Annotated in this window: 21 protein-coding genes; 8 read left to right on the top strand and 13 right to left on the bottom strand. The window is 62.8% G+C overall.

The genetic code is table 11. From position 1 onward, the window contains the following. From QD172_RS09030 to purU, 5 genes are all read right to left on the bottom strand, one after another. Entirely contained in the window at positions 1 to 3,009 is a 3,009-nt protein-coding gene (locus QD172_RS09030; protein ID WP_279855548.1) for a 2Fe-2S iron-sulfur cluster-binding protein, read from the bottom strand. Next, complete coding sequence (locus tag QD172_RS09025; protein ID WP_054555966.1) at positions 3,006 to 3,317, bottom strand: sarcosine oxidase subunit delta; 312 nt, start codon at positions 3,315 to 3,317, stop codon at positions 3,006 to 3,008. Before QD172_RS09025 ends, QD172_RS09030 begins: the two co-directional genes overlap by 4 nt. Before the next feature lie 123 nt (positions 3,318 to 3,440). Beyond that, complete coding sequence (locus tag QD172_RS09020; RefSeq protein WP_136937964.1) at positions 3,441 to 4,682, bottom strand: FAD-dependent oxidoreductase; 1,242 nt, start codon at positions 4,680 to 4,682, stop codon at positions 3,441 to 3,443. A 38-nt stretch (positions 4,683 to 4,720) separates the two neighbouring features. Then, on the bottom strand, positions 4,721 to 5,668 hold the full coding sequence (folD, locus tag QD172_RS09015) for a bifunctional methylenetetrahydrofolate dehydrogenase/methenyltetrahydrofolate cyclohydrolase FolD (protein ID WP_279855547.1): 948 nt from the start codon (positions 5,666 to 5,668) through the stop codon (positions 4,721 to 4,723). 95 nt (positions 5,669 to 5,763) lie between these two features. After that, positions 5,764 to 6,642 (bottom strand): formyltetrahydrofolate deformylase, encoded by an 879-nt coding sequence (gene purU, locus QD172_RS09010; protein ID WP_077377058.1) that lies wholly within the window; start codon positions 6,640 to 6,642, stop codon positions 5,764 to 5,766. Positions 6,643 to 7,093: 451 nt separating this feature from the next. Here purU and QD172_RS09005 point away from each other — a divergent pair, with 451 nt between their 5' ends. Both QD172_RS09005 and QD172_RS09000 read left to right on the top strand, forming a co-directional pair. Further along, the gene (locus tag QD172_RS09005; RefSeq protein WP_279855545.1) at positions 7,094 to 7,432 is read left to right on the top strand and encodes a hypothetical protein; all 339 of its coding nucleotides are present in this window, start codon (positions 7,094 to 7,096) and stop codon (positions 7,430 to 7,432) included. Positions 7,433 to 7,815: 383 nt separating this feature from the next. After that, positions 7,816 to 8,100, top strand: coding sequence for a hypothetical protein (locus QD172_RS09000; protein WP_271303086.1), 285 nt, complete (start codon positions 7,816 to 7,818; stop codon positions 8,098 to 8,100). Positions 8,101 to 8,278: 178 nt separating this feature from the next. Here QD172_RS09000 and QD172_RS08995 read toward each other — a convergent pair whose 3' ends face one another. After that, a complete protein-coding gene (locus QD172_RS08995; RefSeq protein WP_176503730.1) occupies positions 8,279 to 9,166 on the bottom strand; it encodes a LysR family transcriptional regulator in 888 nt (295 codons plus the stop codon). A gap of 122 nt (positions 9,167 to 9,288) precedes the next feature. Between QD172_RS08995 and QD172_RS08990 the strand changes: the two genes are divergently transcribed. The 6 genes from QD172_RS08990 (at position 9,289) to QD172_RS08965 (ending at position 14,099) form a co-directional block, all read left to right on the top strand. Then, positions 9,289 to 9,579: a putative quinol monooxygenase gene (locus QD172_RS08990; RefSeq protein ID WP_279855544.1), complete on the top strand. Its 291-nt coding sequence runs from the start codon at positions 9,289 to 9,291 to the stop codon at positions 9,577 to 9,579. 14 nt (positions 9,580 to 9,593) lie between these two features. Next, positions 9,594 to 9,740 (top strand): hypothetical protein, encoded by a 147-nt coding sequence (locus QD172_RS08985; RefSeq protein ID WP_181013924.1) that lies wholly within the window; start codon positions 9,594 to 9,596, stop codon positions 9,738 to 9,740. A 138-nt stretch (positions 9,741 to 9,878) separates the two neighbouring features. Continuing rightward, positions 9,879 to 11,069 (top strand): L-dopachrome tautomerase-related protein, encoded by a 1,191-nt coding sequence (locus QD172_RS08980; protein ID WP_279855543.1) that lies wholly within the window; start codon positions 9,879 to 9,881, stop codon positions 11,067 to 11,069. Between the two features lie 324 nt (positions 11,070 to 11,393). Then, positions 11,394 to 12,407 (top strand): zinc-binding alcohol dehydrogenase family protein, encoded by a 1,014-nt coding sequence (locus QD172_RS08975; RefSeq protein ID WP_279855542.1) that lies wholly within the window; start codon positions 11,394 to 11,396, stop codon positions 12,405 to 12,407. Between the two features lie 450 nt (positions 12,408 to 12,857). Next, positions 12,858 to 13,406, top strand: coding sequence for an RcnB family protein (locus QD172_RS08970; RefSeq protein ID WP_176503726.1), 549 nt, complete (start codon positions 12,858 to 12,860; stop codon positions 13,404 to 13,406). 231 nt (positions 13,407 to 13,637) lie between these two features. Further along, on the top strand, positions 13,638 to 14,099 hold the full coding sequence (locus tag QD172_RS08965; protein ID WP_279855540.1) for an RcnB family protein: 462 nt from the start codon (positions 13,638 to 13,640) through the stop codon (positions 14,097 to 14,099). 135 nt (positions 14,100 to 14,234) lie between these two features. Here QD172_RS08965 and QD172_RS08960 read toward each other — a convergent pair whose 3' ends face one another. The 7 genes from QD172_RS08960 to QD172_RS08930 all read right to left on the bottom strand — a co-directional run bounded on the left by QD172_RS08960 (position 14,235) and on the right by QD172_RS08930 (position 21,543). Beyond that, the gene (locus QD172_RS08960; RefSeq protein WP_279855538.1) at positions 14,235 to 15,641 is read right to left on the bottom strand and encodes an amidase; all 1,407 of its coding nucleotides are present in this window, start codon (positions 15,639 to 15,641) and stop codon (positions 14,235 to 14,237) included. Then, a complete protein-coding gene (locus QD172_RS08955; protein ID WP_279855537.1) occupies positions 15,638 to 16,321 on the bottom strand; it encodes a DUF2848 domain-containing protein in 684 nt (227 codons plus the stop codon). The genes QD172_RS08960 and QD172_RS08955 overlap by 4 nt, the downstream gene beginning before the upstream one ends. 114 nt (positions 16,322 to 16,435) lie before the next feature. After that, positions 16,436 to 17,716 (bottom strand): TRAP transporter large permease, encoded by a 1,281-nt coding sequence (locus QD172_RS08950; RefSeq protein WP_077377031.1) that lies wholly within the window; start codon positions 17,714 to 17,716, stop codon positions 16,436 to 16,438. Further along, positions 17,716 to 18,321, bottom strand: a complete 606-nt coding sequence (locus QD172_RS08945) for a TRAP transporter small permease (protein WP_279855536.1) — start codon at positions 18,319 to 18,321, stop codon at positions 17,716 to 17,718. The genes QD172_RS08950 and QD172_RS08945 overlap by 1 nt, the downstream gene beginning before the upstream one ends. A 164-nt stretch (positions 18,322 to 18,485) precedes the next feature. Then, a complete protein-coding gene (locus QD172_RS08940; protein ID WP_279855535.1) occupies positions 18,486 to 19,532 on the bottom strand; it encodes a TRAP transporter substrate-binding protein in 1,047 nt (348 codons plus the stop codon). A gap of 92 nt (positions 19,533 to 19,624) precedes the next feature. Next, positions 19,625 to 20,425, bottom strand: a complete 801-nt coding sequence (locus QD172_RS08935) for a putative hydro-lyase (protein WP_077377024.1) — start codon at positions 20,423 to 20,425, stop codon at positions 19,625 to 19,627. A gap of 215 nt (positions 20,426 to 20,640) precedes the next feature. After that, positions 20,641 to 21,543 carry a LysR family transcriptional regulator gene (locus tag QD172_RS08930; protein WP_279855534.1) on the bottom strand — a complete coding sequence of 301 codons (903 nt, stop codon included), beginning with the start codon at positions 21,541 to 21,543 and terminating at the stop codon, positions 20,641 to 20,643. Positions 21,544 to 21,668: the final 125 nt, after the last annotated feature.

The raw sequence follows: 21,668 nt of genomic DNA, 5'->3' as shown, positions 1-21,668 counted from the left end.
TCACAGCTCCTGGCGGGCAGACTTGGGATCAAAGAAGGGCAGTGCCACGACCTCGGCCTGCACCAGTACGTCGCCCTGGGTGCGGATGGTGATCTTGCTGCCGGGCGTACTGCTGTCGATTCCAGCGTAGGCCAGGCCGATGATGGCACCCAGCGTCGCGCTGTATTCACACGAGGTCACGTTGCCGGTGATGTCGCCACCGGGCTTGGCGGCGTCGGCGCTCTGTTCCCCGCCGCTGAGCACCAGCTGACCTTCCAGCGGTTGCGGGCTGTCCTTGGGCAGCATGAAGCCGACCAGCTTGCGGGTCTGGGGCTGGGCGGCAAGAATCTCGATCGCACGACGGCCGACACAGAAGGGCTTCTTGTGGCTGACTGCCCACTCAAGGCCGATCTCGCCGGGATGGCTCATGCCATCGGTATCCTGCCCGATGATGATGTGGCCTTTTTCCAGACGTAGCAGACGCTGGGCCTCGACGCCAAAGGGGCGGATATCGGCCTGCTCGCCTGCCAGCATCAGCAGGTCCCACAGCGCTTCGCCGAAACGGCTCGGCACGTGGATCTCGTAGCCCAGTTCACCGACGAAGCCGACCCGCAGCAGACGGGCGGGAATCCTGCCCGATGTGCCCAGCAGCTCGGTCTCGACATGGCCGGTGCGCAGCTCCAGATAGGGGAAGGCCTGGGGGCTCAGGTCGATGTCGCGGCACACCTTGCTCAGCACTTCGCGGGCCTTGGGCCCGGCCAGATTGACGGCGCAGTAAGCGGCGGTGACGTTGGTGATATCGACATCGAGTCGCCACTGGGCATTCCACTTCAGCATCTGCTGGTAGACCCGGTCCACGCCGCTGGTGGTGGCGGTGACATAGAAGTGTTCCTCACCAAGGCGGCACGAGACGCCATCGTCGATGATCACGCCTTGCTCGTTGGCCATGGTGGCGTAACGCGTGCGACCCACCGGCTGCTTGAGGAAGGCGAAGGTGTAGAGGCGGTTGAGCAGCTCGGCGGCATCCGGCCCGCGCAGCTCGATGCCACCGAGGGTCGAGACATCGATCAGGCCCACGCCATTGCGCACGGCCAACGCCTCGGTCTGCATGGCGTCATTGCGCTGCTCGGGGCGGCCATAGAAGGCCGGGCGCGCCCAGTGGCCGGCCGGCATCATGCTGGCACCGAGAGCCAGATGGCGCTGATGCATCGGTGTCTGGCGGTAGGGGTCGAAACTGCGACCGGCCAGCAGCGGCAGCGGTTCGGCCACGAAGGGCGGGCGCGCGGTGGTCACACCGGTCTCGCTGACGGTGCGCTGGGTGGCTTCGGCGACCAGACGCGCGGCTGGCAGTGCCGAGTGACGGCCCTGGGAGGGGCCCATGCCCAGCGTCGAGAAGCGCTTGACCAGCTGGATGTCGCGATAGCCGTGGCGGGTGGCATTGAGGATGTCGCGAATCTGCAGGTCTTCGTCCAGATCAACGAACTCCTTGCCCTTGGGGTGCGCGAACAGCGGCCAGCCATGCTGACGGAAGGGGCGTGACGGCGTGACGGCCGCCGTCTCATTCGCCTCAAGCGTGGCATCCACGATCTTGCCTGCCGCGGCAAGCCCGTTCAGGGCGGCGCTCGCGGCACGCTGACCATCGGCGATCACGTCCTTGAGGTGATAGAGGCCATTGGCGGAGCCTGCCATGTGCAGGTGTGCCGGCAGGCCGCTGAGGCTGAAGCGTGCATCATCATCCAGATAGGAGAGCTTGGCACCCGCCTGGCAGGCCAGCTGATAGACCGGCATGTAGCCCGCCGTCATGCAGACCAGATCACAGGGGATCACCTCTCCCTCGGTGGCCAGTTCGCCGCGCGCGACGATCTTGCGTACCTCGACGCCGGTGACGTGATGCAGCGACTTCTCCGCCTGCGCCTCGAAGATGGCGTGCTCGAGCTTCAGGGCGATGCCGCAGTGGCGCACCGCATCGGCAAGGCTTGCCTCATCGGGCTGGGCGCGCATGTCGAGCAGGGCGACGATGTTGACGCCGTGCTCCATCAGGTCCAGCGCGGCCAGATAGCCATCATCGCTGCCGGTGATCACCACGCCCTGCTTGCCCGGCAACACGCCATAGTGCTGCATCAGGCGCTGGGCGGCACTGGCGAGCATGATGCCCGGCAGGTCGTTGTTGCGAAATACCACCGGTTGATCGAAGGCGCCGCTGGCGAGAATGCATTCCTTGGCGCGCACCTTGTAGAGGCGCTTGCCGCGGATCACCGGCAGGTAGTTGTCCGTGAACCAGGCATTGCAGGTCGCTTCGGTCATCACATCGATGCGCGGATGCGCCGTGACGGCCGCGCTCAGCGTCTGCAGTGTCTGGTTGGCCTCATGGCCTTCGGCGTCGAAGCGCGCATAGGTCAAGGCGCCGCCGAGCAGACGGCCCTGTTCGACCAGCAGCACGTTGGCGCCACCCTCGGCAGCCCCAAGCGCGGCCGTCATGCCGGCCGGGCCGGCGCCTACCACCACCACGTCGTGGAACAGATAGGCCTTGTCGTGATAGTCGCCACGCACGTCCAGATTCAAGGTCCCGAGCCCGGCCTTGCGGCGAATCAGCGGCTCCCAGTACTTCCAGACGCCCTTGGGCTTGTAGAAGGCGCGGTAATAGAAGCCCACTGGCATGAATTTCGAGAACTTGCCCAGTCGCATGTCGCGGTCATTGTCCAGGCTGCCATTCACGTTCTGAGCAGTGACCTGCAAGCCGCTGCTGATCTGGCGCTCATCGCCCAGCACGTTGGGCTCATCCGGCAATTGCACCAGGGTGTTGGCATCCTGGCCGGCAAAGGTCAGGGCGCCGCGCGGGCGGTGATACTTGAAGGAGCGCGACAGCAGCCAGCGGCCATTGGCGGCCAGGGCACTGGCGATGGTGTCGCCGGCAAAGCCCTGGTAGCTCACACCATCGAAGCTGAAGGTCACGGGCGTATCACGGTCGATCAGTCGGCCCAGCGGGGTCGGCAGACGTGCGCCTCGGGTCATGGGGACTCTGGCGTTCATGCGCGTTCTCCCGAGCTATCCGTGGTGTGCAGTGGAAACTCCACGCGCTGGGTGAAGCGCTCGGAGGGATCGAAGGTGCGCAGGATCTCGTCGGTCACGGTGTGACGCTCGGCGAGAAACCAGTAGCTGGAGGCGGCGTGCATCCACCATTCGGTGACGACACCGGCGGTGTTGTCGCTGAAGAAGACGTAGTCGGCCCACTCGCGATCACTGCAGGTATCGGGGTCTGGCATGTCGGCAAGTTCACCGCCATACACGAATTCGCTGATATTACGGGGCCCATTGAGTGGGCAGGGCATGATCTTCATCGCGGAAATCCTTGAGCGTTGTTCTTGTGCGATAGCCTTGTGCGCCGGGCGTTCGGGACTGATTGTTGCGATGCGCTTGCTGGACAGCCCCTGGCGTCGATCCTGTACGTCAGCCGCATGGCATCAGTGGCTGGCGGCGGTCGCGCCCATTTCGTTGACCTGGCGGAAGCGTGCAAAGCGTTCCAGCGCGAAGGGGGCTATCAGGTCCGGGGTCTTGCCGCCGGAGGCGACCAGCTCGGCCATGGTCTTGCCGCAGATCGGTGTCGCCTTGAAGCCCCAGGTGCCCCAGCCGGCATCCAGGTAGTAATTCTCGACGGGACTCTCGCCCATGATCGGGCTGTAATCCGGGGTCATGTCAGTGGTGCCGGCCCATTGGCGCATCAGACGCGCCTGTGACAGGAACGGGAACATCTCCAGCGCCGCGGCGATCAGGCTTTCCTTGAGATCCAGCGTCGAGCGGGTGTTGTAGAGCGGGTAGGGGTCGGAGCCGCCGCCGAATACCACCTCGCCACGGCTGGTCTGCTGCACATAGCAGTGCAGGGCAGAGGAGCTGACCAGCGGGTCCAGGAACGGCTTGAATGGCTGGGTGACCATCGCCTGCAGCGGGTAGCTGATGATGGGCATGGTGAAGCCGGCCTTCTTTGCGAGCACCGAGCTGTGCCCGGCCACCGCCTGGACCACGCAGCCACACTGCACGGTGCCGCGATTGGTCTTCACTGCACGAATCTTGCCGCCTTCGACCACAAGGTCCTGCACCTCGGTGAGCTGATGGATCTCGACACCGCGCTTGGCGGCCTCCTTCGCATAGCCCCAGGCGACGGCATCGTGACGTGCAGTGGCACCATCGATATGCCACAGGCCCGCCATGACCGGCAGGTGGCCGGGGTCCAGGTTCAGGCTCGGTACCAGCTCACGAATCTGCTGGCGATCCAGCATCTCGGTGCGCCCACCGAAGTGGGTGTTGACCTCGGCGCGCTGACGGAAGGCACGCACGGTGGAGTCGGTATGCGCTAGGGTCAGTTGGCCGCGTTCCGAGTACATGATGTTGTAGTCGAACTCGTTGGACAGTCCCTGGAACATGCGCACCGATTCGCTGTAGAAGCGCACGCCTTCCGGCGTCAGGTAGTTGGAGCGAATCACCGCGGTGTTGCGCGCGGTGTTGCCACTGCCCAGGTAGGCCTTTTCCAGCACGGCGATATTGGTGATGCCGTGATACTTGGCCAGATAGTAGGCGGTGGCCAGGCCGTGCCCGCCGCCGCCGATGATGACCACGTCGTAGCGGGACTTCAGCTCCGTTGGCGGGGGGAGGTCGACTTCGGCCGGATACTCGGAGGACAGGCCGTACTTGAGCAGGGAAAAGGGCATCATTCACTCCCGGTACGCGCAAACGTACCTCTAGTGGTTCAGGCCGACTGGCGACGCGCGGCAGTCAGGGTGTTGGCGAGCAGGCAGGCGATGGTCATCGGGCCGACGCCCCCCGGGACAGGCGTGATGGCACCCGCGATCTTGCTGACCGCAGCGAAGTCCACGTCCCCGACCAGGCGGGTGCGCGCCTTGCCGGTAGGGCTTTGCTCGGCGGACTGCGCGATGCGATTGATGCCCACATCGATGACCACGGCGCCGGGCTTGATCCAGTCGGCGCTGACCATGTTCGGACGCCCGACCGCGGCCACCACGATATCGGCCTGGCGGCAGAGTTCGGCGGGATTCTGGCTGCGTGAGTGCAACTGGGTAACGCTGCAGTTGGCGGCCAGCAGCAGGCTGGCCATCGGCTTGCCGACGATGTTGGAGCGCCCGATGATCACCGCATGCAGGCCAGAAAGATCACCACCGCGCTCGGCAAAGGTGTCACGCAGCAGGCGCATGCAGCCGGTGGGGGTGCAGGGCGCCAGGGCATCGGCACCCTGCACCAGTGCGCCGACATTCATGCGATGGAAGCCGTCGACATCCTTGGCGGGATCGATGGCCTCCAGCACCGCGTCTTCCTGGATATGGGCCGGCAGCGGCAGCTGGACGAGGATGCCGTGCACATCAGCGTCGGCATTGAGCTTCGCTACCAGCGCCAGCAGCTCGGCCTCGCGGGTCTCGCTGGGCAGGATGTGCTCGAAGGACTGCATGCCACACTCGACGGTACGCTTGAGCTTGTTGCGCACGTAGACCTGACTTGCCGGGTCTTCGCCGACCAGCACGACGGCAAGCCCCGGTATCACGCCTTGCTGCGCGAGGCTTGCGACCTCTGCCGTGACTTCCTCCAGCAGTCGCGTCGAGGCGGCCTTGCCATCGATCACGGCGGCGGTGGGCTGTGCGAGTGTTTCGTCCGCGATCGCGGTGGGTGTCGCTTGGCTATTCATGACTGCGCTTCCTCCCTTGGGTGACGGCCGATGATTCACACGTGGTCTGTCTTGAAGGCTTGTGTGACGCCTTGCTTGAAGACTTATTTGACGCCTTACTTGAAAATCACTGTGCGATCATTGGCGAGGAAGACGCGGTGTTCGATGTGATAGCGCACGGCATTGGTCAGCGCCTGGGTCTCGGTATTGCGGCCGGCGGCGACCAGGTCATCCGGGGCGAAGTTGTGCTCGACCCGCTGTACGGCCTGATCGATGATCGGCCCTTCGTCGAGGTCTGCCGTGACGTAGTGGGCGGTGGCGCCGATCAGCTTGACCCCGCGGGCGTGTGCCTGGTGGTAGGGCTTGGCGCCCTTGAAGCCGGGCAGGAAGGAGTGGTGGATGTTGATGGCGCGCCCGGCCAGCTTCTGGCACAGCTCATCGGAGAGAATCTGCATGTAGCGCGCCAGTACCACCAGTTGAGTGCCGGTTTCCTCGACGATGTCCATCAAGGCCGCTTCCTGGCGCGCCTTGGTGTCCTTGGTGATCGGCAGGTAGACGAAGCGGATGCCTTCGCGCTCGACCATCGGGCGCAGGTCCAGGTGGTTGGAGACGACCGCGGTGATCTGCATGTCCAGCTCACCCTTGCGATAGTGGTAGAGCAGATCATCCAGGCAATGGTCGAACTTGGAGACCATGATCAGCACCGGCATCTTGTCCTTGCCACCGTGGATCTGCCACTGCATCTCGAAGGGCGCCGCCACATCTTCAAAGGCCTGACGCATACGCTCGATATCGCCTTCGATGCCCGTGTTGAAACGGAAGCGTGCGCGCAGGAAGAACTGCCCCTTGTCCTCATCATCGTACTGCGCCAGCTCACTGATGTAGCACTCGTGAGTGGTCAGGAAGGTGGTGATGGCCGCCACGATGCCGGACGTCGCCGGGCAGCTGATGGTGAGGATGAAGTGATCGTCTGAGGTGCAGGTCGCGTGAGGCATTCTGGGCTCCAATGTCGGCAGAAAGGCATTGTTGTTGTGATATGAAGAACCTCATTCACTGACGTGGTTTCAATTCGGTTATTTCCTGTCAGTGACTTAATTTTCTTCTCAAGTAAATAACAATGTTTTTCTGGCGCTGGGTCAAGCCTGATCGACACGTCGACCGGTGTTAGCGTCCATGAAATGAAGACAATGATTCACTGATGAATCTTTACCGCTTTGGGGGATCGCGGAGCAGGGTAAAGCCATGAGGCGGGCGAGGGTGGGACAGGTGCCTGATGAGACACGCTCGTCTCGAGTTGGCTACAGCCTGCGAGCAACGTGAAAGGAATCGTCATATCCCGGTTGGGCAATTGCTGGCTGCAATATCAACACATTAGTGTGCACTCATTGTATGCCTTGAGGTGTGACCTCTTGAGCGGTATTCCTGCAAGACAATGAGGTAGACACGATGCGCACATTGACGATCGCGGCACTGATGGTGGCCAGCATGGCCGGTTCCAGCGTGGCGATGGCCGGCAACCCGGTCGATGATGGCCATGCTGCCAAGTCCCAGTACACCCAGCACAAGGACAGCGTCAGGACCTCTGCCCAATCCCACAAGGCGGCCGCTTCCGGGCAGGTGGCTGACAAGTCCTCTCACGTTGCCAGCAAGGCCCACGATGCCAAGTCCAAGGTGAGCGACAAGGCGAGCGATGCCAGGTCCAAGGCGAGCAACAAGGCGAGCGATACCAATTCCCACTATCAGAAGAAGAACTATGCTGACGTGCTCAAGAACGAGCGCCACTGATGGCATGACGCTTTTGCTCGCCACGGCTTGAGTCGGGCAGTTGCCCGCTGTTGACAAGACCCCCTGAAGCCTCCGGCTGCAGGGGGTCTTTGCATGCCGGGCACGCTCCTTGAGATCCACGCCCGTCTGGCGCGGCAGGCGATGTGCCTCTGGTGTGCGTCATCAGACGCTGACGTCGCGTGTTTCATACGCTCGCCTCGACAAGATGCAAGCATTCGTCAAGCGAGCCTGACTGGCTTGCGAACATAAATATCAAGGAGTTAGTGTGCCACCACCCTGTCTCCCTGGACCCTGGCCTTCAGGTCAGGAAGGGGACAATTCGCGAGTAGAGAGGAGTAGGTACGATGCGCAGGATGACGATTGCAGCACTCATGGTAATGGGCATGGCTGGCTCCTCAGTGGCAATGGCAAATTCCTACACTGATGCGGCGAAGGACAGTGCCAAGTCCCAGTACACCACAGCCAAGGACAACGCCAGTTCCAAGGTGACTTCCCGGACTGACAGTGCCTCTTCCAAGGTCAGCTCTGCCAAGCACAAGGCAAGTGACAAGGCCAGCTCTGCCAAGGCCAAGACAAGTGACAAGGTCAGCTCTGCCAAGACCAAGGCAAGTGACAAGGTCAGCTCTGCCAAGTCCACCAAGTCCAGCTACGAAGACAAGTTCAAGTGATCTGATCCCCCTGGATTCGGGGGAGTCATGTGACACCCAGCCCCCGTCAGCCTCAGGCTGGCGGGGGCTTTTTCGTGGGGGGATCCCCAAGGCCGCGCAGGAGTCGTCTCTCGCCGGGAAGTGCGTTCTGCCCGGCACGTCATGAGGAGAATGGGCGAGCCGGACGGGCATTGGCAGATCAGTGGTCCGAAAAGGTCTCGACCAGATGCTGGGCGAAGGCCTGCACGCGGCGTGGTTGAGCGCGGGCGGGCGGGAACAGCAGCTGAAGCGGTGAGGGCGGAGCAGCGTGCTCCGGCAGCAGCTCCACGAGGCGACCCTCGCGCAAGTCATCCGCCACGTCGACTTCCGATTTCAGGGCGATACCAAACCCTTCCAGACACCATTGACGCACCAGCTCCCCATCATTGGCGATGCGATTGCCGCTGACGGTGACGATCTGCGGCACCTTGTGGTTGCCGAAGTGCCATTCATTGTCGAGGCTCTTGCCAAAGCGCATCACCAGACAGTTGTGGTGCTTGAGATCGGCCGGCGTCAGCGGTGCGGGGTGCTGCGCCAGATAGGCGGGAGAGGCACACAGCAGGCGACGTTTCTGGCCCAGATGACGCACGCGCAGCGTGCTGTCCATGATGGTGCCGAAACGCAGCGCAAGATCGATCCCCTGACTGACGATATCGATGTAACTGTCCGACAGCAGCAGCTCTATCTCGATGGTGGGGTGCTGACGCTGAAATTCGGTGATGGCGCGAGACAGGGCGTTGCGACCCAGGTCGCTCGGTGCGCTGATGCGAATTCGACCGGTGAGTGTCTGGGCGCCCAGGCGGATGCGGGTCTCAAGCTCCGAGACACTGTCGAGCAGACCACGGGCTTCTTCCATCAGCGTGCGGCCCTCTTCGGTCAGGCTGATGGCACGTGTGGTGCGGTTGAGCAGCACCACCCCGTAGTGCGCCTCCAGTGAAGCCAGACGCTCCGATACCGTCGTCGGCGACAGTCCCGTCTCGCGCCCCGCGGCGGTCAGGCTGCCTTTCTCGACGATGGTCAGAAACAGCGCGATGTTGTCCAGTAGCATTGTGCGGTTTTTCCGAATTATCTTTGCGAAAAGGGGATGTTTATACGGACAAGGCTTGTGACTAGGATGATCACATCGCTTGAGCAACTCAAGCCTTCCTGACACATCACGGAGTTCCTTCCATGTCCCAGTTGACCATCATCGCCAATATCCACGCCAAGCCGGACCAGATCGAGAAGGTCAAGGCGGCGCTTCTCAAGCTGGTGCCGATCACCCGCGCTGAAGAAGGCTGCCTCACTTACACCCTGCATCAGAACAACGAGAATCCGGCACATTTCACCTTTCACGAGAACTGGGTCTCGCGTGAGCTGTGGCAGCAGCACATGCAGGCACCGCATCTGGAAGAGTACGTGGCAGCGACAGAAGGCGCGGTCACTGAGTTCACCTTGCAAGAGATGACGGCTTCCGTCTGAGGTGTGGCCTTCGGGTGATAGGTGGTCCTGATATTCCACGCAGGCAATACAGGCTTGCTCGCCAGCTCATCGGCGCCGCGGCGCTCAAGGATCTCTCCCAGCTCTACATCGGTAATCCGCGTCTCAGTGAACTGGAAGATGAACTGCGTCGCCGTGCCTGATTCTTTGCGCCTGATTCGTCGCACCTCAATCTCTACAACCCCCGGGCGATGACCACGTCATCGTCCAGTCTCTCTATCTCATCTTCATCGATCCTGCCGGCCCGGCGCACAGCGCCAACCGGCGGGCAAGGAGTCCCCATGCGTTTTTCTCGCCTCAAGACTGCCATCTTCATCGCCTCGCTGGGCGTCAGCGCTGCCTCTGCCGTGCAGGCTGATGCCACAACGGCTGAAGCCTCCGCCGACAACCACCTGAGCGCCGCAGCCAGTGCCTGGAGCCACGCGACCCTCAGTACCTTTGCCGAGTATTCGGACACCCGCCCCGGCAACATCACCTTCACGCCGGATGGCCGCCTGATCATGTCCCAGCAGCCACTCGATGCTCCGGCACTGCGCGTGGTCGAGATCACCCAGGACGGCAAGCGTGTGCCATTCCCGAACCTGGATTGGGCCGATGGCCCGGCAGAAGGCGAGGTCGGCATCGCGTCAATCATCGGCGTACATTCCGACCGTCAGGGTGTGGTGTGGATGCTCGACATGGGCAGCCAGGACAGTGCGCCCAAGCTGGTGGGCTGGGATACCCGCAGTGATTCGCTCAAGAAGGTGATCCCGCTTGGGGGAGACAGCGTGCTGCCGATCTCCTTCCTGCAGGATTTCGTCATCGATGAAAGGCGCGGCAAGATCTATATCGCGGACATGACCTTCACTGCCCCCGCCTCCCACATGAAACCGGCCTTCGTGGTGGTGGATATCGCCAGTGGCAAGACGCGCCGTGTGCTGCAGAGCGATGAAAGGCTGATGCCGGTGGCGCATGACATGGTCATCAATGGGCGTCTGATGGCGGCCAAGGGCGATGGTGATGGCGAGGGAGAGCAGAGTGGCGAGCCGAAGCCCTGGTACCTGGGATTGAACGCCATCGCCTTCGACCCGGCAGAAGACGTCGTGTATTTCGGTGGCGTGAATGGCAGTGAGATCTATCGTCTGCCGGCGGCTGAGCTGGCCGATGACACTGCCACGCAGGCGGAGCTGTCGCGCGCCATCACCCATTACGCCACCAAGCGTCCCAATGATGGCTTCATCTTCGACGCCAGTCGCGGCGGCATCATCGCCGGTGACGCAGAGCACAATGCGCTGACCTTCTCCTCTCCCGAAGGCATGTCGGTCATTGCCCAGGATGATGAGCGTTTGCGCTGGCCGGATGGCTTCGCCTTCGCGCCCGATGGCAGCCTCTACCTCACCACCAATCAGCTGAATGCTCACCCGGCGCTCAATCAGGGTGTCGATGGCAGCGACAAGCATTACTACCTGCTCAAACTGACACCCGCCAACTGACAGGCTCTGCTTGCGGCAGGCGAAGGGCTTGTCTGGCCAGTCCTTCGCCCTGTCTTGCCTGTCAGCGTATTTCCCCAACGCAGGACGTGTCTGATGACCGTCCTGCGTTGTCGTCTCTTGTCCCTCGCCTCTGTAGCCGACGACCCGCTGGTGTCTCCCTGGAGGCAACCCGCAAACTCGCTGCTCATTATCCGCTTTATCCGGATTAACTTTGCGGATATGGGTCGTTTTTACGCTCAGCCCATGGAGTTAGCATGGTGTCATCGCTTCACGGCAAAGCCATTCAGCGCTGCCGTGACTGACATGATCTCAGGAGAGACTTTGATGAAAGCCATTGGTTACTACGCTGCCGGTTCCATCGATCGTGATGATGCCCTGGTCGATATCGAATTGGACACACCGGTCGCCACCGGTCACGACCTGCTGGTCAAGGTTGCCGCTGTCTCGGTCAACCCGGTGGACTACAAGATCCGCGAGAGCCGCGAGCCGGCCGAAGGCGAAGCTGCCATCATCGGGTGGGACGCCGTAGGGGAAGTCGTCGCCGTCGGTGACAAGGTCACTTCCTTCGCCGCAGGTGACAAGGTCTGGTATGCCGGCGATATCACCCGCGCCGGTACCAACAGCGAATTCCATCTGGTAGATGAGCGCATCGTCGGTCATGCGCCCAGGTCCGTTGAGGTCCATGAGGCGGCTGCGCTGCCGCTGACCACGCTGACCGGCTTCGAGATGCTCTTCGATCGCCTGCGTGTCACCGAGCCGGTACCCGGCGCTGCACGTGCCATCCTGATCATCGGCGGGGCCGGTGGCGTGGGCTCCATCACCATCCAGCTGCTGCGCGCACTGACGGATCTGACCATCATTGCCACCGCGTCACGTCCAGAAACCCAAGCGTGGGTCACGTCGCTGGGCGCGCATCACGTCATCGACCACAGCCAGCCGTTGCCGGCGCAGATCGAGGCGTTGGGCATCGGTGCACCGGCCTTCGTGTTCTCAACCAATTTCTCCGAGCACTACGCACCGCAAGTGGCTGAGTTGATCGCGCCGCAGGGTCGTTTCGGCATGATCGATGATCCGCAGACTCTCGATGTGGTGCCGTTCAAGGGCAAGGCCGTGTCCATCCACTGGGAGCTGATGTTCACTCGCTCACTGTTCACCACTGCTGATATCGCGCGTCAGGGCGAGATCCTCACCAAGGTGGCGGGTCTGCTGGACACTGGCAAGATCACCTCCACGGCAACGGAGACCTTCGGCACCATCAATGCCGAAAATCTCAAGCGCGCACATGCCTTGCTGGAGAGCGGCAAGGCCAGGGGCAAGATCGTGCTTGAAGGCTTCTGATCGAACCCACTGCTGAGGCGGTGACGTGAAAGGCGTGCGGCCGGGCAACCGGTCGCACGCCTGTGTCCGGGAGAGGGGCTGCCAATATCCTGGTCAGCGACGAGCGCCGAGCATCGCTGGCGCATGAAGGCGCGCAGGCTATCGTACACGGCAACCCTTGGCTCTATGACCGCCTCACGGGGTGAGTCGAGACGGGGGCGGCAGTACGTTGCCGAGATCCCAGGGATCACCTCTCATCTGGGTCAGATGGGCGATATCTGGCGTCAAGTGCTTGTCAGGCATATAAAAGATCGTTTCGATGAGAGTTATCCGACCGCACATTGCGCTGCTGACGCGTTATGCTGAGAGGGGAGAACAGGGGGCCTGACACATCGCTTCCCGGGACCACTCATGGTTGTCTGAGCCGGGCTCAGGGCGCCAGAGGCATACAGCCTGACGAGGAGACAAGACATGAACAGGTGGTCATTGACGGGGCTGACTCTGGCGTTGGCGTTGTTGGGTGCCTCGGTGGTGCAGGCCGAGGCCGCGGATGACGGCAAGAGTCATGAGGAGCAGCTCAAGAAGAAGCACGAAGCGCTAGAAGGGCAGGCCAAGGCTGAACGCGTTCAGGCCGAGCAGATGCATGAGCTGAAGCAGATCCAGAAACAACGCCAGGCTGCAGAAGCGCAGGCGGACAAGGCGGTTGCGGACAAGGGTGCCCCGGCCAAGGCGGTTGCGGACAAGGCTGTTCCGACCAAGGCCGTTGCGGACAAGGCCGCCCCGGAGACTCCTCCGGCAGGAAAGTCCGATACGAAGGCAGCGTCACCTGGGCCTCTGCTCAGACGTGGCGGTCAGTTGCCCGATGCCTTGGCGTCTGACAAGGCGCTCTGGGTGGAGGACTGGCAGCGACATCAGCTACCCGAACCTGGCGAAGGTCAGCGCTGGCTCCAGCTTCGCAGCGGATTCGTCCTGACGGATATTCAGAGCGGCACCATTGAAGAGATACTGCTTGGGCCGTGAACCGCACTTCTGACATGGCACCCGTGACAGGATCTCGTCGTGTTGCGTGGTATCTCTGTCGGTAAGTCGCGACATCTTTGGGTATCTTGGCGACAACTTTGGTCACATTGTCGGGAAACGTGAAGAAATCTGCGCAGACTTGCAGAGTGCAGCGTAAGTCATCAGAATTAGGGAACAGTGTTTTCTAATTCCCGGTGTTGAACGTGCCCGGGCATGACGAGGAGATCGAAGATGCGCAACCGCACCCTGACAGTCTGCAGCATGGTGATTGCCCTGATGAGCGCCTCCGTCGCGCAGGCGGCTCCTGATGATCGTGATGATCGTGGGCAAGGCCAGCATCAGCAGCAACGCAAGCACTCTCAAGGCAATCAGCAAGGTAATCAGCAAGGCAACCATCAAGGCAACCATCAAGGCAATCAGCAAGGTCAGAAGCACCAGGCCAAGCAGCAACATGCAGCGCAAGGACACGGCAAGGCCCGTGCGGGGCATCATTCCGCTGGGCCCCAGCACTGGAAGCGGGGCGACCACGTCTCGCGCGATTATTACGGCAACAAGCGTTACTGGGTAAGTGACTGGAAGGCACACCACCTGTCCCGGCCGCCGGAAGGGCATCGCTGGTTGAATGTGGATGGCCGCTACGTTCTGACGGCCGTCGCGACCGGTGTGATCACGGCGATCATTCTCAATCAGTGATGCCGCCTGGGCTGACAGTCCACTGACCACGCCATGGCATCGCACAATGAAAACCGTGTCATCAGAACCGTGTCATGGAAAAGGGGCCTCCAGATGGAGGCCCCTTTTTTCGTCTTGCGGTCAGCCGGGACAGCATCATCGGGCCAGCAGTGTCTCCAGTGCCTGGGCGACGCGCAGCAGCGCCACATCCTGACCCTGGGGGCGTGACAGCATCAGGCCCAGCGGTTCCTTGTTCTGTGGTGCCGGCGCGGGAATCGAGATCGAGCTGGCATCCAGATAGTTGAAGACGCTGGTGTTGCGCAGCGCACGCTTGTTGAGCTGGGCAAACAGCGCGCCATCCTGCTCCAGCAGGTCACGACGCGGGGCGCGCATGGCAACGGTCGGCATCAGCACCGCATCGACATCCTGCACCTGCTGGGCGAAGCGTTGCTGGATGGCGGTGCGCGGCCACAGGCGCGCCAGATACTCGCTGGCCGTGATGTCACGCCCGCCATTCAGGCGCTCGGCGATCAGCGGATCATACTGATCTTCATGGGCAGCCAGCAGTTCGTGATGCACGGCGGCCGCTTCCGGAATGACCAGGCCGCCGCGCTGATTGATGGCGTAAGCGGCCTCGATGGCTTCGACCGGCGCGCGCTGGAGACGAACCCCCAGCCCCTCGAGTCGTTCCAGCAGGGCGGCGAAGTCGGCGGCTACATCGGCGTCCACTTCACTGACCAGCTCGCTCTCCGGCACCAGCAGCGTCAGCGGGCGAGTGAGGGGCGTCGGGTCAGCGACCTCACCGCTCAGGACTTCCCACAGCGTGCGACAGCAGGCGACGCTGGGCGCGATGGGGCCGATACAGTCCAGGCTCGGTGACAGCGGAAAGGCGCCATCTCCCGGCACGCTGGCCTGTGACGGCTTGAAGCCCGTCAGCCCACAGAAGGCCGCCGGAATCCGCAGCGAGCCGCCGGTATCGCTGCCCAGGGTCGCCGCGGCCAGCCCGAAGGCGACGGAGGCCGCCCCGCCGGAGGTCGAACCGCCGGTGATGCGCTCGCCATCGAAGGGGTTGGGCGGCGTGCCGACGTGCGGGTTGAGGCCAAGGCCAGAAAACGCGAACTCGCTCATGCTGGTGCGACCGGCGTGCAGAATGCCGGCGGCTTTCAGGCGGGCCAGCGCCGGGGCATCCTGGCTTGCCGGGTGACTCTCTGCCAGTGCGCGAGAGCCCGCCATGGTCGTCATGCCGGCCTCATCGAAGAGATCCTTGATCGAGACAGGGACCCCTCCCAGCGGCAACGACGTCGCAGCTGCCTTGAGTTGCTGCTGGGCCGCTGCCTGCGCGCTCATGACCGCGTCATCGCGGCTGATGATGCTGTGGCTGGCGGTCTCGCCCAGGGCCTGATGGCGCTCGGCAAGCACCGTGGCAGTCTGCTCGGGACCGAAGCTGCCTGCCTGATAGGCGGCCAGCAGCTGCGTCAACGTACGCTGGCGGGGCGAGCGCGCCCAGAATTCACGGGCGTTGTCCATCTTCACGCGCTCAGCGCTCATGCCTTCATCACTCATGCCACCACCTCAAGTTCTTCCACCTCGTAACGGTGCTCGATGCGACGACCCGTCTGCGGGTCGATCAGGCGCATGGTAAAGCTCGGGCTGGGGCGGATGCCACCGATCGCCGGCACGGTACCGCACAGCAGCACGCTGTTGGGGGCCAGGCGGCCATCCTTGGCGATGGCGGCGGGCAGGCGCTCCATCAGGGTGGCGACCGGCAGCAGCTCGGCGAGGGTGCCCTGCTGGTAGCGCACGGTCTTGCCGGCGTCCTCGATCTCGCTTTCGATCTCGAGGCTGTCCCAGTGGTCGATGACCTCACTGAGCTTCCAGGCATGACGGGCAATCGGCTTGGCGCACAGCTGCTTGGATTCGGCGACGCCGACGGCCTCGAGCTTGCGGTCGGTGTGATCCGAGGCAACCGTCACCCACAGGGTGCCCTCGGCGTCGCTGACCAGACAGGTCTCGACCTCACCGGAGCCCTCGCCGCCGAGCATCGCGACCTGAGAGGCCTGGGTCAGTGTCTCGCGGCTCACGCGGTAGAACAGCGGAGTCTGGGAGGGCGGTGCCACACCCAGCAGCTTGAGCTCGTCGATATGGTGTTGCACGCCCGCCTGGTCGCGTCCGGCCCAGCCGGCAATCGCGACGCGCTGGATATCAAGGGTGAATTCGCCGTTGTCATGGGTAAAGGTCAGCATGGGAATCGCTCCGTTATCGGGGGGTGTCGTTGTTCTGTGCAAGAAGTCTTGAATGAACGGTGTGGCGCCAATGGCACCTGCCGGCTTGCCAGCAGGTGCCAGGCAAGAGCAGGTTTACAGTGCCGAAGGCAACCACAGCGCGATCTGCGGGAAGGCCACCAGCAGCGCTGCCATCACCAGCATCGCGCCCAGATACGGCAGGGTGCCGATGATGACGTCGGCAAAGGCTTCGCCACGTCGAGAGGCCTGCACGATGTAGAGGTTCAAGCCGACTGGCGGCGTGATCAGCGCCAGCTCGACGAACAGGATCATCACGATGCCGAACCACACCTTGTCGTAGCCGGCCGCGACGATCAGCGGGGTGACGATGGGAATGGTGATGACCATCAGCGACAGGGTCTCGATGAAGAAGCCGAGCACGATGAACAGCGCGATCACCGCCATCAGCAGCGCGAAGGGACCCAGGTCATAGGCTTCGAGCAGGCCGGTGACCTGCTGGACCATGCCGGAGGAGGCCAGCGCGAAGTTGAGGAAGGAGGCCGCCATGATGATGAACAGGATCATCGAGGTGGTCTTGACGGTGCCGTCCAGCGCGCGGCTGATCATCGACAGGTTCAGCGAGCGGTTGATGGCGGCGAGGCCCAGTGAGGCCAGCACGCCGATGGCGGCGGCTTCGGTGGGCGTCGCCCAGCCCAGATAGATGGAACCGACGATGACGATGAACAGCACCAGCAGCGGCAGCAGGAACGACAGGCTCTTGAGGCGGGTGCTCCAGCTCGCGCTCTTGCGCGGGCCGCCCAGTGATGGCTTCCAGACACACAGCAGCAGCGAGGCCAGCATGAACAGCGCTGCCAGGCCAAGGCCCGGTACCAGACCGGCCATGAACAGCTTCGGGATGGAGGTCTCGGTCAGGAAGCCATAGACGATCAGGTTGATCGACGGCGGAATCAGGATGCCGAGGGTGCCGCCTGCGGCGATGCTGCCGCAGAACAGCTTGGGGTCGTAGCCGAGCTTCTTGCCCTGGGGGAGCGCCACGGTCGAGACCGTCGCCGCTGTGGCCACCGAGGAGCCGGAGGTCGCCGAGAACAGCGCAGAGGTGGTGATGTTGGCGTGCAGCAGGCCGCCCGGTAGCCACGACAGCCAGTGGTCCATGGCGCGGTAGGCCTTCTCGGCGATGCCGGCGCGCACGATGATCTCGCCCATCAGCACGAACAGCGGAATCGCGATCAGCAGGAATGAGTCCGCGGCAGACCACAGGTTCTGGCCCAGCGCCTTGGTCAGTGGGAAGAAGGAGTAGAACTGGTCGATCCCGAAGGCGAGCAGGAAGAGAGTGACCGCAACCGGAATGCCGGCCAGCAGCAGGGTGAGGATACCCACCGAAAGAAAGCCCAACATCAGCGTGTTTCCTTGGTCGTGGAGGCCGCCTGGGCCAGAGCCCCTTCGCTTTCTCCGTGATCGGGGCCGGCCAGTGTCTCCAGCGTGGTGGTATCACGCAGACAGGCGGCAACGAGAACGCGCAGTCCCAGCACGCTGGTGGTGATCGCGAACCAGGCATAACCGGATAGCCACAGCAGCTGCGGAATCCACAGCGGTGTCGCCAGCGGGGTGTTGGCGGTGGAGCCGTTGCTCAGCGACTTGCCGAACACCGGCCAGGCATTGATCAGGATCACCCAGGCCACCAGGTTCAGCGCCAGCATCGCGAGGATATCCAGGGTGTGGCGCGAGAAGGCCGGCAGCTTGCCATGCACGACATCGATACGGATGTGGGCACGCTCCATCAGGGTGTGGGACAGACCCCACGCCGAGAGCATCGCCAGCACATAGCCGGCATATTCATGCACGCCGGGCAGCGGATGATTGAACAGTTGGCGCATGAGAATTTCCGCGCCGATGAAGACCACGACGGCCAGCAGCAACAGGCCCATCAGGCGTGCGGCGTGGCGCGATATCGCGCGTGTCAGGCACACGAGGACATCGAGTGCGTGAAGGAAGGAGTTCATGAGTCGGGTCCTGCTGGGGCGCTGAACGAGGATGACCCGTGCCAATCAGGCGAGGTTCTGGCGTTCAGCGCCGTGTCTCTGGGGAGCATGTCTGCCGTATCAGGGCAGGGCGGGGCTATCGGCCCCTGCTGACGAGCGAATTTTCGCGAGCAGGGGCCGGTGGATCACTCCGCGGTGGCGGTCAGGCCGACGACCTTGCCGACACTCTCGTTCCAGGCCGTGCGCGTCTCGGCATCGACACGTGCCGCCCAGGCAGGCAGGACGGTGTCCTCGAGTGCGGCACGTGCGCGCTTGGCATCGTCATCGCTGAAGTCGACCAGCGTCATGTCGGCGCTCTTGCCCAGCGGACAATCGCCTTCGCCGGTCAGGCAGGCCACGCCACGCGCGGTCTCGCCACGAGCGTTTTCCCAGACCGGCGCGGTGAACTCGCTGTCCACCTGTTGCTGGATAAGCGTCTGGCTATCAGCGCTCAGGCTCTGCCACTTGTCCTGATTGATGGCGGTGATCACGTAATCCCAGCCGCCCAGCGGCAGCGGCATCAGGTGGCTGGAGACTTCGTGCCAGCCGGCGCTGTAGCCTGAGAGCGAACCGGTGACCGCGCAGTCGATCACGCCACGCTCCAGTGAACCCGGCACCTCGTTGAAGGCGATGTTGAGGCTCTGCGCGCCCAGCGCCTCGATGAACTCACCGGTGGAGCGGCCACTGGCACGTACCTTCTTGTCCTTCAGATCATCGAGCCCTTCGATCGGGGTATTGCAGAACAGCACCTGGGCCGGATACGGCACGATGGCCAGCACGTGGCTATTGAAGCGCTTGTTCATGGCGGATTCGGCCAGTGGGCGGAAGGCTTCGGCAACCTTCTGGGCCTCCTCGGCCGTCGGGGCCATCATCGGCAGGTCCAGACCTTCGAGTTCCGGCGCGTCCGACACGGTGTAATCCGCCACGGTCATGCCGACATCGAAGACGCCATCGCCCAGGTAGCGATAGACGTCGGAGCCGGGGATGCCCATCTGGTCGAAGGTGGTCACCTGGGTGCTGAGTTCACCGCTGCTGGCAGCTGGCAGCGTCTCGCTCCAGAAGGGCTTCTCGAACTGACGGTTGAGCTCCAGACTGCTCCAGCTGCCTACCACGTTGAGGGTGTCGGCAGCATTGGCGCTACCGGCAGCGGCGAGCGCGAGACCAAGGGCGGAGAGGGCAAAACGTGTCTTCATGGGAGTCACCATTGTTGTTGTGCATCTGGTGTTATCGAAAGAATCTGACGGTCTTGTCTGTTGCGGAGCAGGTCCGTGGCTCCCACAAGCGGTCATCCGTATTTGAGGCGATGATTGGGGATATCGGTGATCAGCATGTGGCCCGGGCTGTGTGCGATGGCCAACGGCAGGCGCGCATTCTCCAGCGCCAGTTGCGGCGTGACGCCACAGGCCCAGAACACCGGCAGGTCGCCTGTCTCAAGCGTAGGTGCATCGCCGAAATCAGGGGTGTTGATATCGGAAATGCCGATCAAGGCGGGGTCACCCAGATGGACGGGCGCGCCGTGGACGCGGGGCATGTCGGTGGTGATCTGGATCGCGCGAATGGCATGCGCCGCCGACATCGGGCGCAGGGACACCACCAGGTTGCCGTGGAAACGACCGGCACTGATCAGCGGAATGTTGGTGCGATACATCGGCACGTTGCGCTTCAGGCGCGCATGGCGAACCTCGACGCCTTCGTTGAGCAGCGCCTCTTCAAACGAGAACGAGCAACCGATGGAAAACGCCACGAAATCGTCCTGCCACAGGGCGGCGATATCCGTGCGCGTTTCTTCAAGCTTGCCGTGACGGTAGATGTGATAGGCGGGCAGGTCGTGGCGCAGGTCGATGTTCTCACCGAGCCCTGTCGGGGCGGGAGAACCGACGGCCGTGACATCCAGCAACGGGCAGGCCTTGGGATTGGCCTGGCAGAACTGCAGGAATTCGCCGGCAGCCTCGGCTGGCAGGATGATCAGGTTGGTCTGGGCAAAGCCTGCAGCGATACCGCTGGTGTGGCTGGCCCAATGACCGCTGCGGATCTGCTCGCGCGCCTCGCGGGGGGACGACGCGGCACTGAGAAGTGTCTGGGGCATCGTGGGGGCTTCTTGTGAAGTTGTTGTTGTCTGTCTTCACCATAAGAAGCACGCCCAGATAAATCCAATCGATTTTTATCGAGTCAAGCCATCGGAAATTCCTTTCATGTGGTGTGTGAAATGGCCGGTCGCAGGCCCGTGAGACGTGAGCGAGACAGGAAACGTGGGAGCAGGAACATGGGGAATGCGAGAGCGTCGTTGGCAGACAGCGATGCTCAGGACAGGCGTGAATGTGCCTCCTGATCCTGGTGGGCGATCTCGATGGCAAGCTCGCAGACCCCTTCGGCGAGGGCGCTTTCCATATGGGTCGGCCAGGAGGCGGTGAAGGTCAGCTCGGGCAGGTCGCAGGGCAGGCTGAGCAGGGTGCCCTGGCGGATTTCCTCGGCGACGATGCGCGGCGGGATGGCGCCGACGCCCAGGCCATCCAGGGTCATGCGCACGATGGTCCACAAGGAGCTTGAGCAATGCAGCTTCACGTCATCGAGTCCCATCTGATGCAGCAGCGAGCCAAGTTCATGGTGCGGCCGGCTGTTGCGGGCAAACGAGATCAGCGGCAGAGCATTCAGGCGTCGCAAGGAGAAGTTGTCTTCGGTGAAGCCAAGAGACGGGCTGGTCACGAAGCCCATCGTGTAGTTGCACAGAAAGCGGTTGAGCACGTTCTCCGCCGTGACCGGCCCCATCAGAAAGGCGAGATCGATATCGCCGGCGGTGAGCATGGCGGCAAGCCCCGGGGAGCTGTCGACCTCCAGTTCCAGGGTGAGATCCGGGTAACGGCGCGCCAGTTCGGCCAGAAAGCCGGGCAGCCAGCTGTGCGCCACGGTCTCCACGACGCCCAGTCGCAACACGCCCTGGAAGGGCGTGCTCAATGCCATCATGGACAGTGCTTTCTGGCGCGCTTCCAGCAGCGCCTCGGCGTGACGATAGAATTCGCGCCCCTTGAGAGTGGGCTGTACCGGTCGGCGAGTGCGCTCCAGCAGGCGGGTTTCCAGGGTGGTTTCCAGCTTGTTGATACGTTCGGAAATCGACGGCTGGGTCAGATGCAGATGCTGGGCAGCCAGTCGGAACGACCCCAGGCGGGTGATCCACACGAAGGCTTCCACTTCCTTGAAATCGAACATGGCAAGATCCTGTTGTGATTGATGCCGCAAGCTTGGGGCTCACATTACCATTCGTTGAGAAATTGCGTTCTCGATGGCGTGCATTCCGGTACGATGTGGAGCATCGAGAAATGTGTATTTTCAAG

The sequence above is a fragment of the Cobetia sp. 10Alg 146 genome, assembly GCF_029846385.1.
Lineage (GTDB): Bacteria > Pseudomonadota > Gammaproteobacteria > Pseudomonadales > Halomonadaceae > Cobetia > Cobetia marina.
Note: the sequence above shows the minus strand (reverse complement) of the source record. Positions and strands in the feature narration are given on the sequence as shown.

Coding starts and splice junctions, on each gene's coding strand:
- QD172_RS08940 (WP_279855535.1), bottom strand. CDS start 19,532: ATGAAGACACGTTTTGCCCTCTCCGCCCTTGGTCTCGCGCTCGCCGCT.
- QD172_RS08950 (WP_077377031.1), bottom strand. CDS start 17,716: ATGTTGGGCTTTCTTTCGGTGGGTATCCTCACCCTGCTGCTGGCCGGC.
- QD172_RS08930 (WP_279855534.1), bottom strand. CDS start 21,543: ATGTTCGATTTCAAGGAAGTGGAAGCCTTCGTGTGGATCACCCGCCTG.
- QD172_RS08990 (WP_279855544.1), top strand. CDS start 9,289: ATGTCCCAGTTGACCATCATCGCCAATATCCACGCCAAGCCGGACCAG.
- QD172_RS08960 (WP_279855538.1), bottom strand. CDS start 15,641: ATGAGTGATGAAGGCATGAGCGCTGAGCGCGTGAAGATGGACAACGCC.
- QD172_RS08975 (WP_279855542.1), top strand. CDS start 11,394: ATGAAAGCCATTGGTTACTACGCTGCCGGTTCCATCGATCGTGATGAT.
- purU (WP_077377058.1), bottom strand. CDS start 6,642: ATGCCTCACGCGACCTGCACCTCAGACGATCACTTCATCCTCACCATC.
- QD172_RS09005 (WP_279855545.1), top strand. CDS start 7,094: ATGCGCACATTGACGATCGCGGCACTGATGGTGGCCAGCATGGCCGGT.
- QD172_RS08935 (WP_077377024.1), bottom strand. CDS start 20,425: ATGCCCCAGACACTTCTCAGTGCCGCGTCGTCCCCCCGCGAGGCGCGC.
- QD172_RS08970 (WP_176503726.1), top strand. CDS start 12,858: ATGAACAGGTGGTCATTGACGGGGCTGACTCTGGCGTTGGCGTTGTTG.
- QD172_RS08995 (WP_176503730.1), bottom strand. CDS start 9,166: ATGCTACTGGACAACATCGCGCTGTTTCTGACCATCGTCGAGAAAGGC.
- QD172_RS08965 (WP_279855540.1), top strand. CDS start 13,638: ATGCGCAACCGCACCCTGACAGTCTGCAGCATGGTGATTGCCCTGATG.
- QD172_RS09000 (WP_271303086.1), top strand. CDS start 7,816: ATGGCTGGCTCCTCAGTGGCAATGGCAAATTCCTACACTGATGCGGCG.
- QD172_RS09020 (WP_136937964.1), bottom strand. CDS start 4,682: ATGCCCTTTTCCCTGCTCAAGTACGGCCTGTCCTCCGAGTATCCGGCC.
- folD (WP_279855547.1), bottom strand. CDS start 5,668: ATGAATAGCCAAGCGACACCCACCGCGATCGCGGACGAAACACTCGCA.
- QD172_RS08945 (WP_279855536.1), bottom strand. CDS start 18,321: ATGAACTCCTTCCTTCACGCACTCGATGTCCTCGTGTGCCTGACACGC.
- QD172_RS08980 (WP_279855543.1), top strand. CDS start 9,879: ATGCGTTTTTCTCGCCTCAAGACTGCCATCTTCATCGCCTCGCTGGGC.
- QD172_RS09030 (WP_279855548.1), bottom strand. CDS start 3,009: ATGAACGCCAGAGTCCCCATGACCCGAGGCGCACGTCTGCCGACCCCG.
- QD172_RS09025 (WP_054555966.1), bottom strand. CDS start 3,317: ATGAAGATCATGCCCTGCCCACTCAATGGGCCCCGTAATATCAGCGAA.
- QD172_RS08955 (WP_279855537.1), bottom strand. CDS start 16,321: ATGCTGACCTTTACCCATGACAACGGCGAATTCACCCTTGATATCCAG.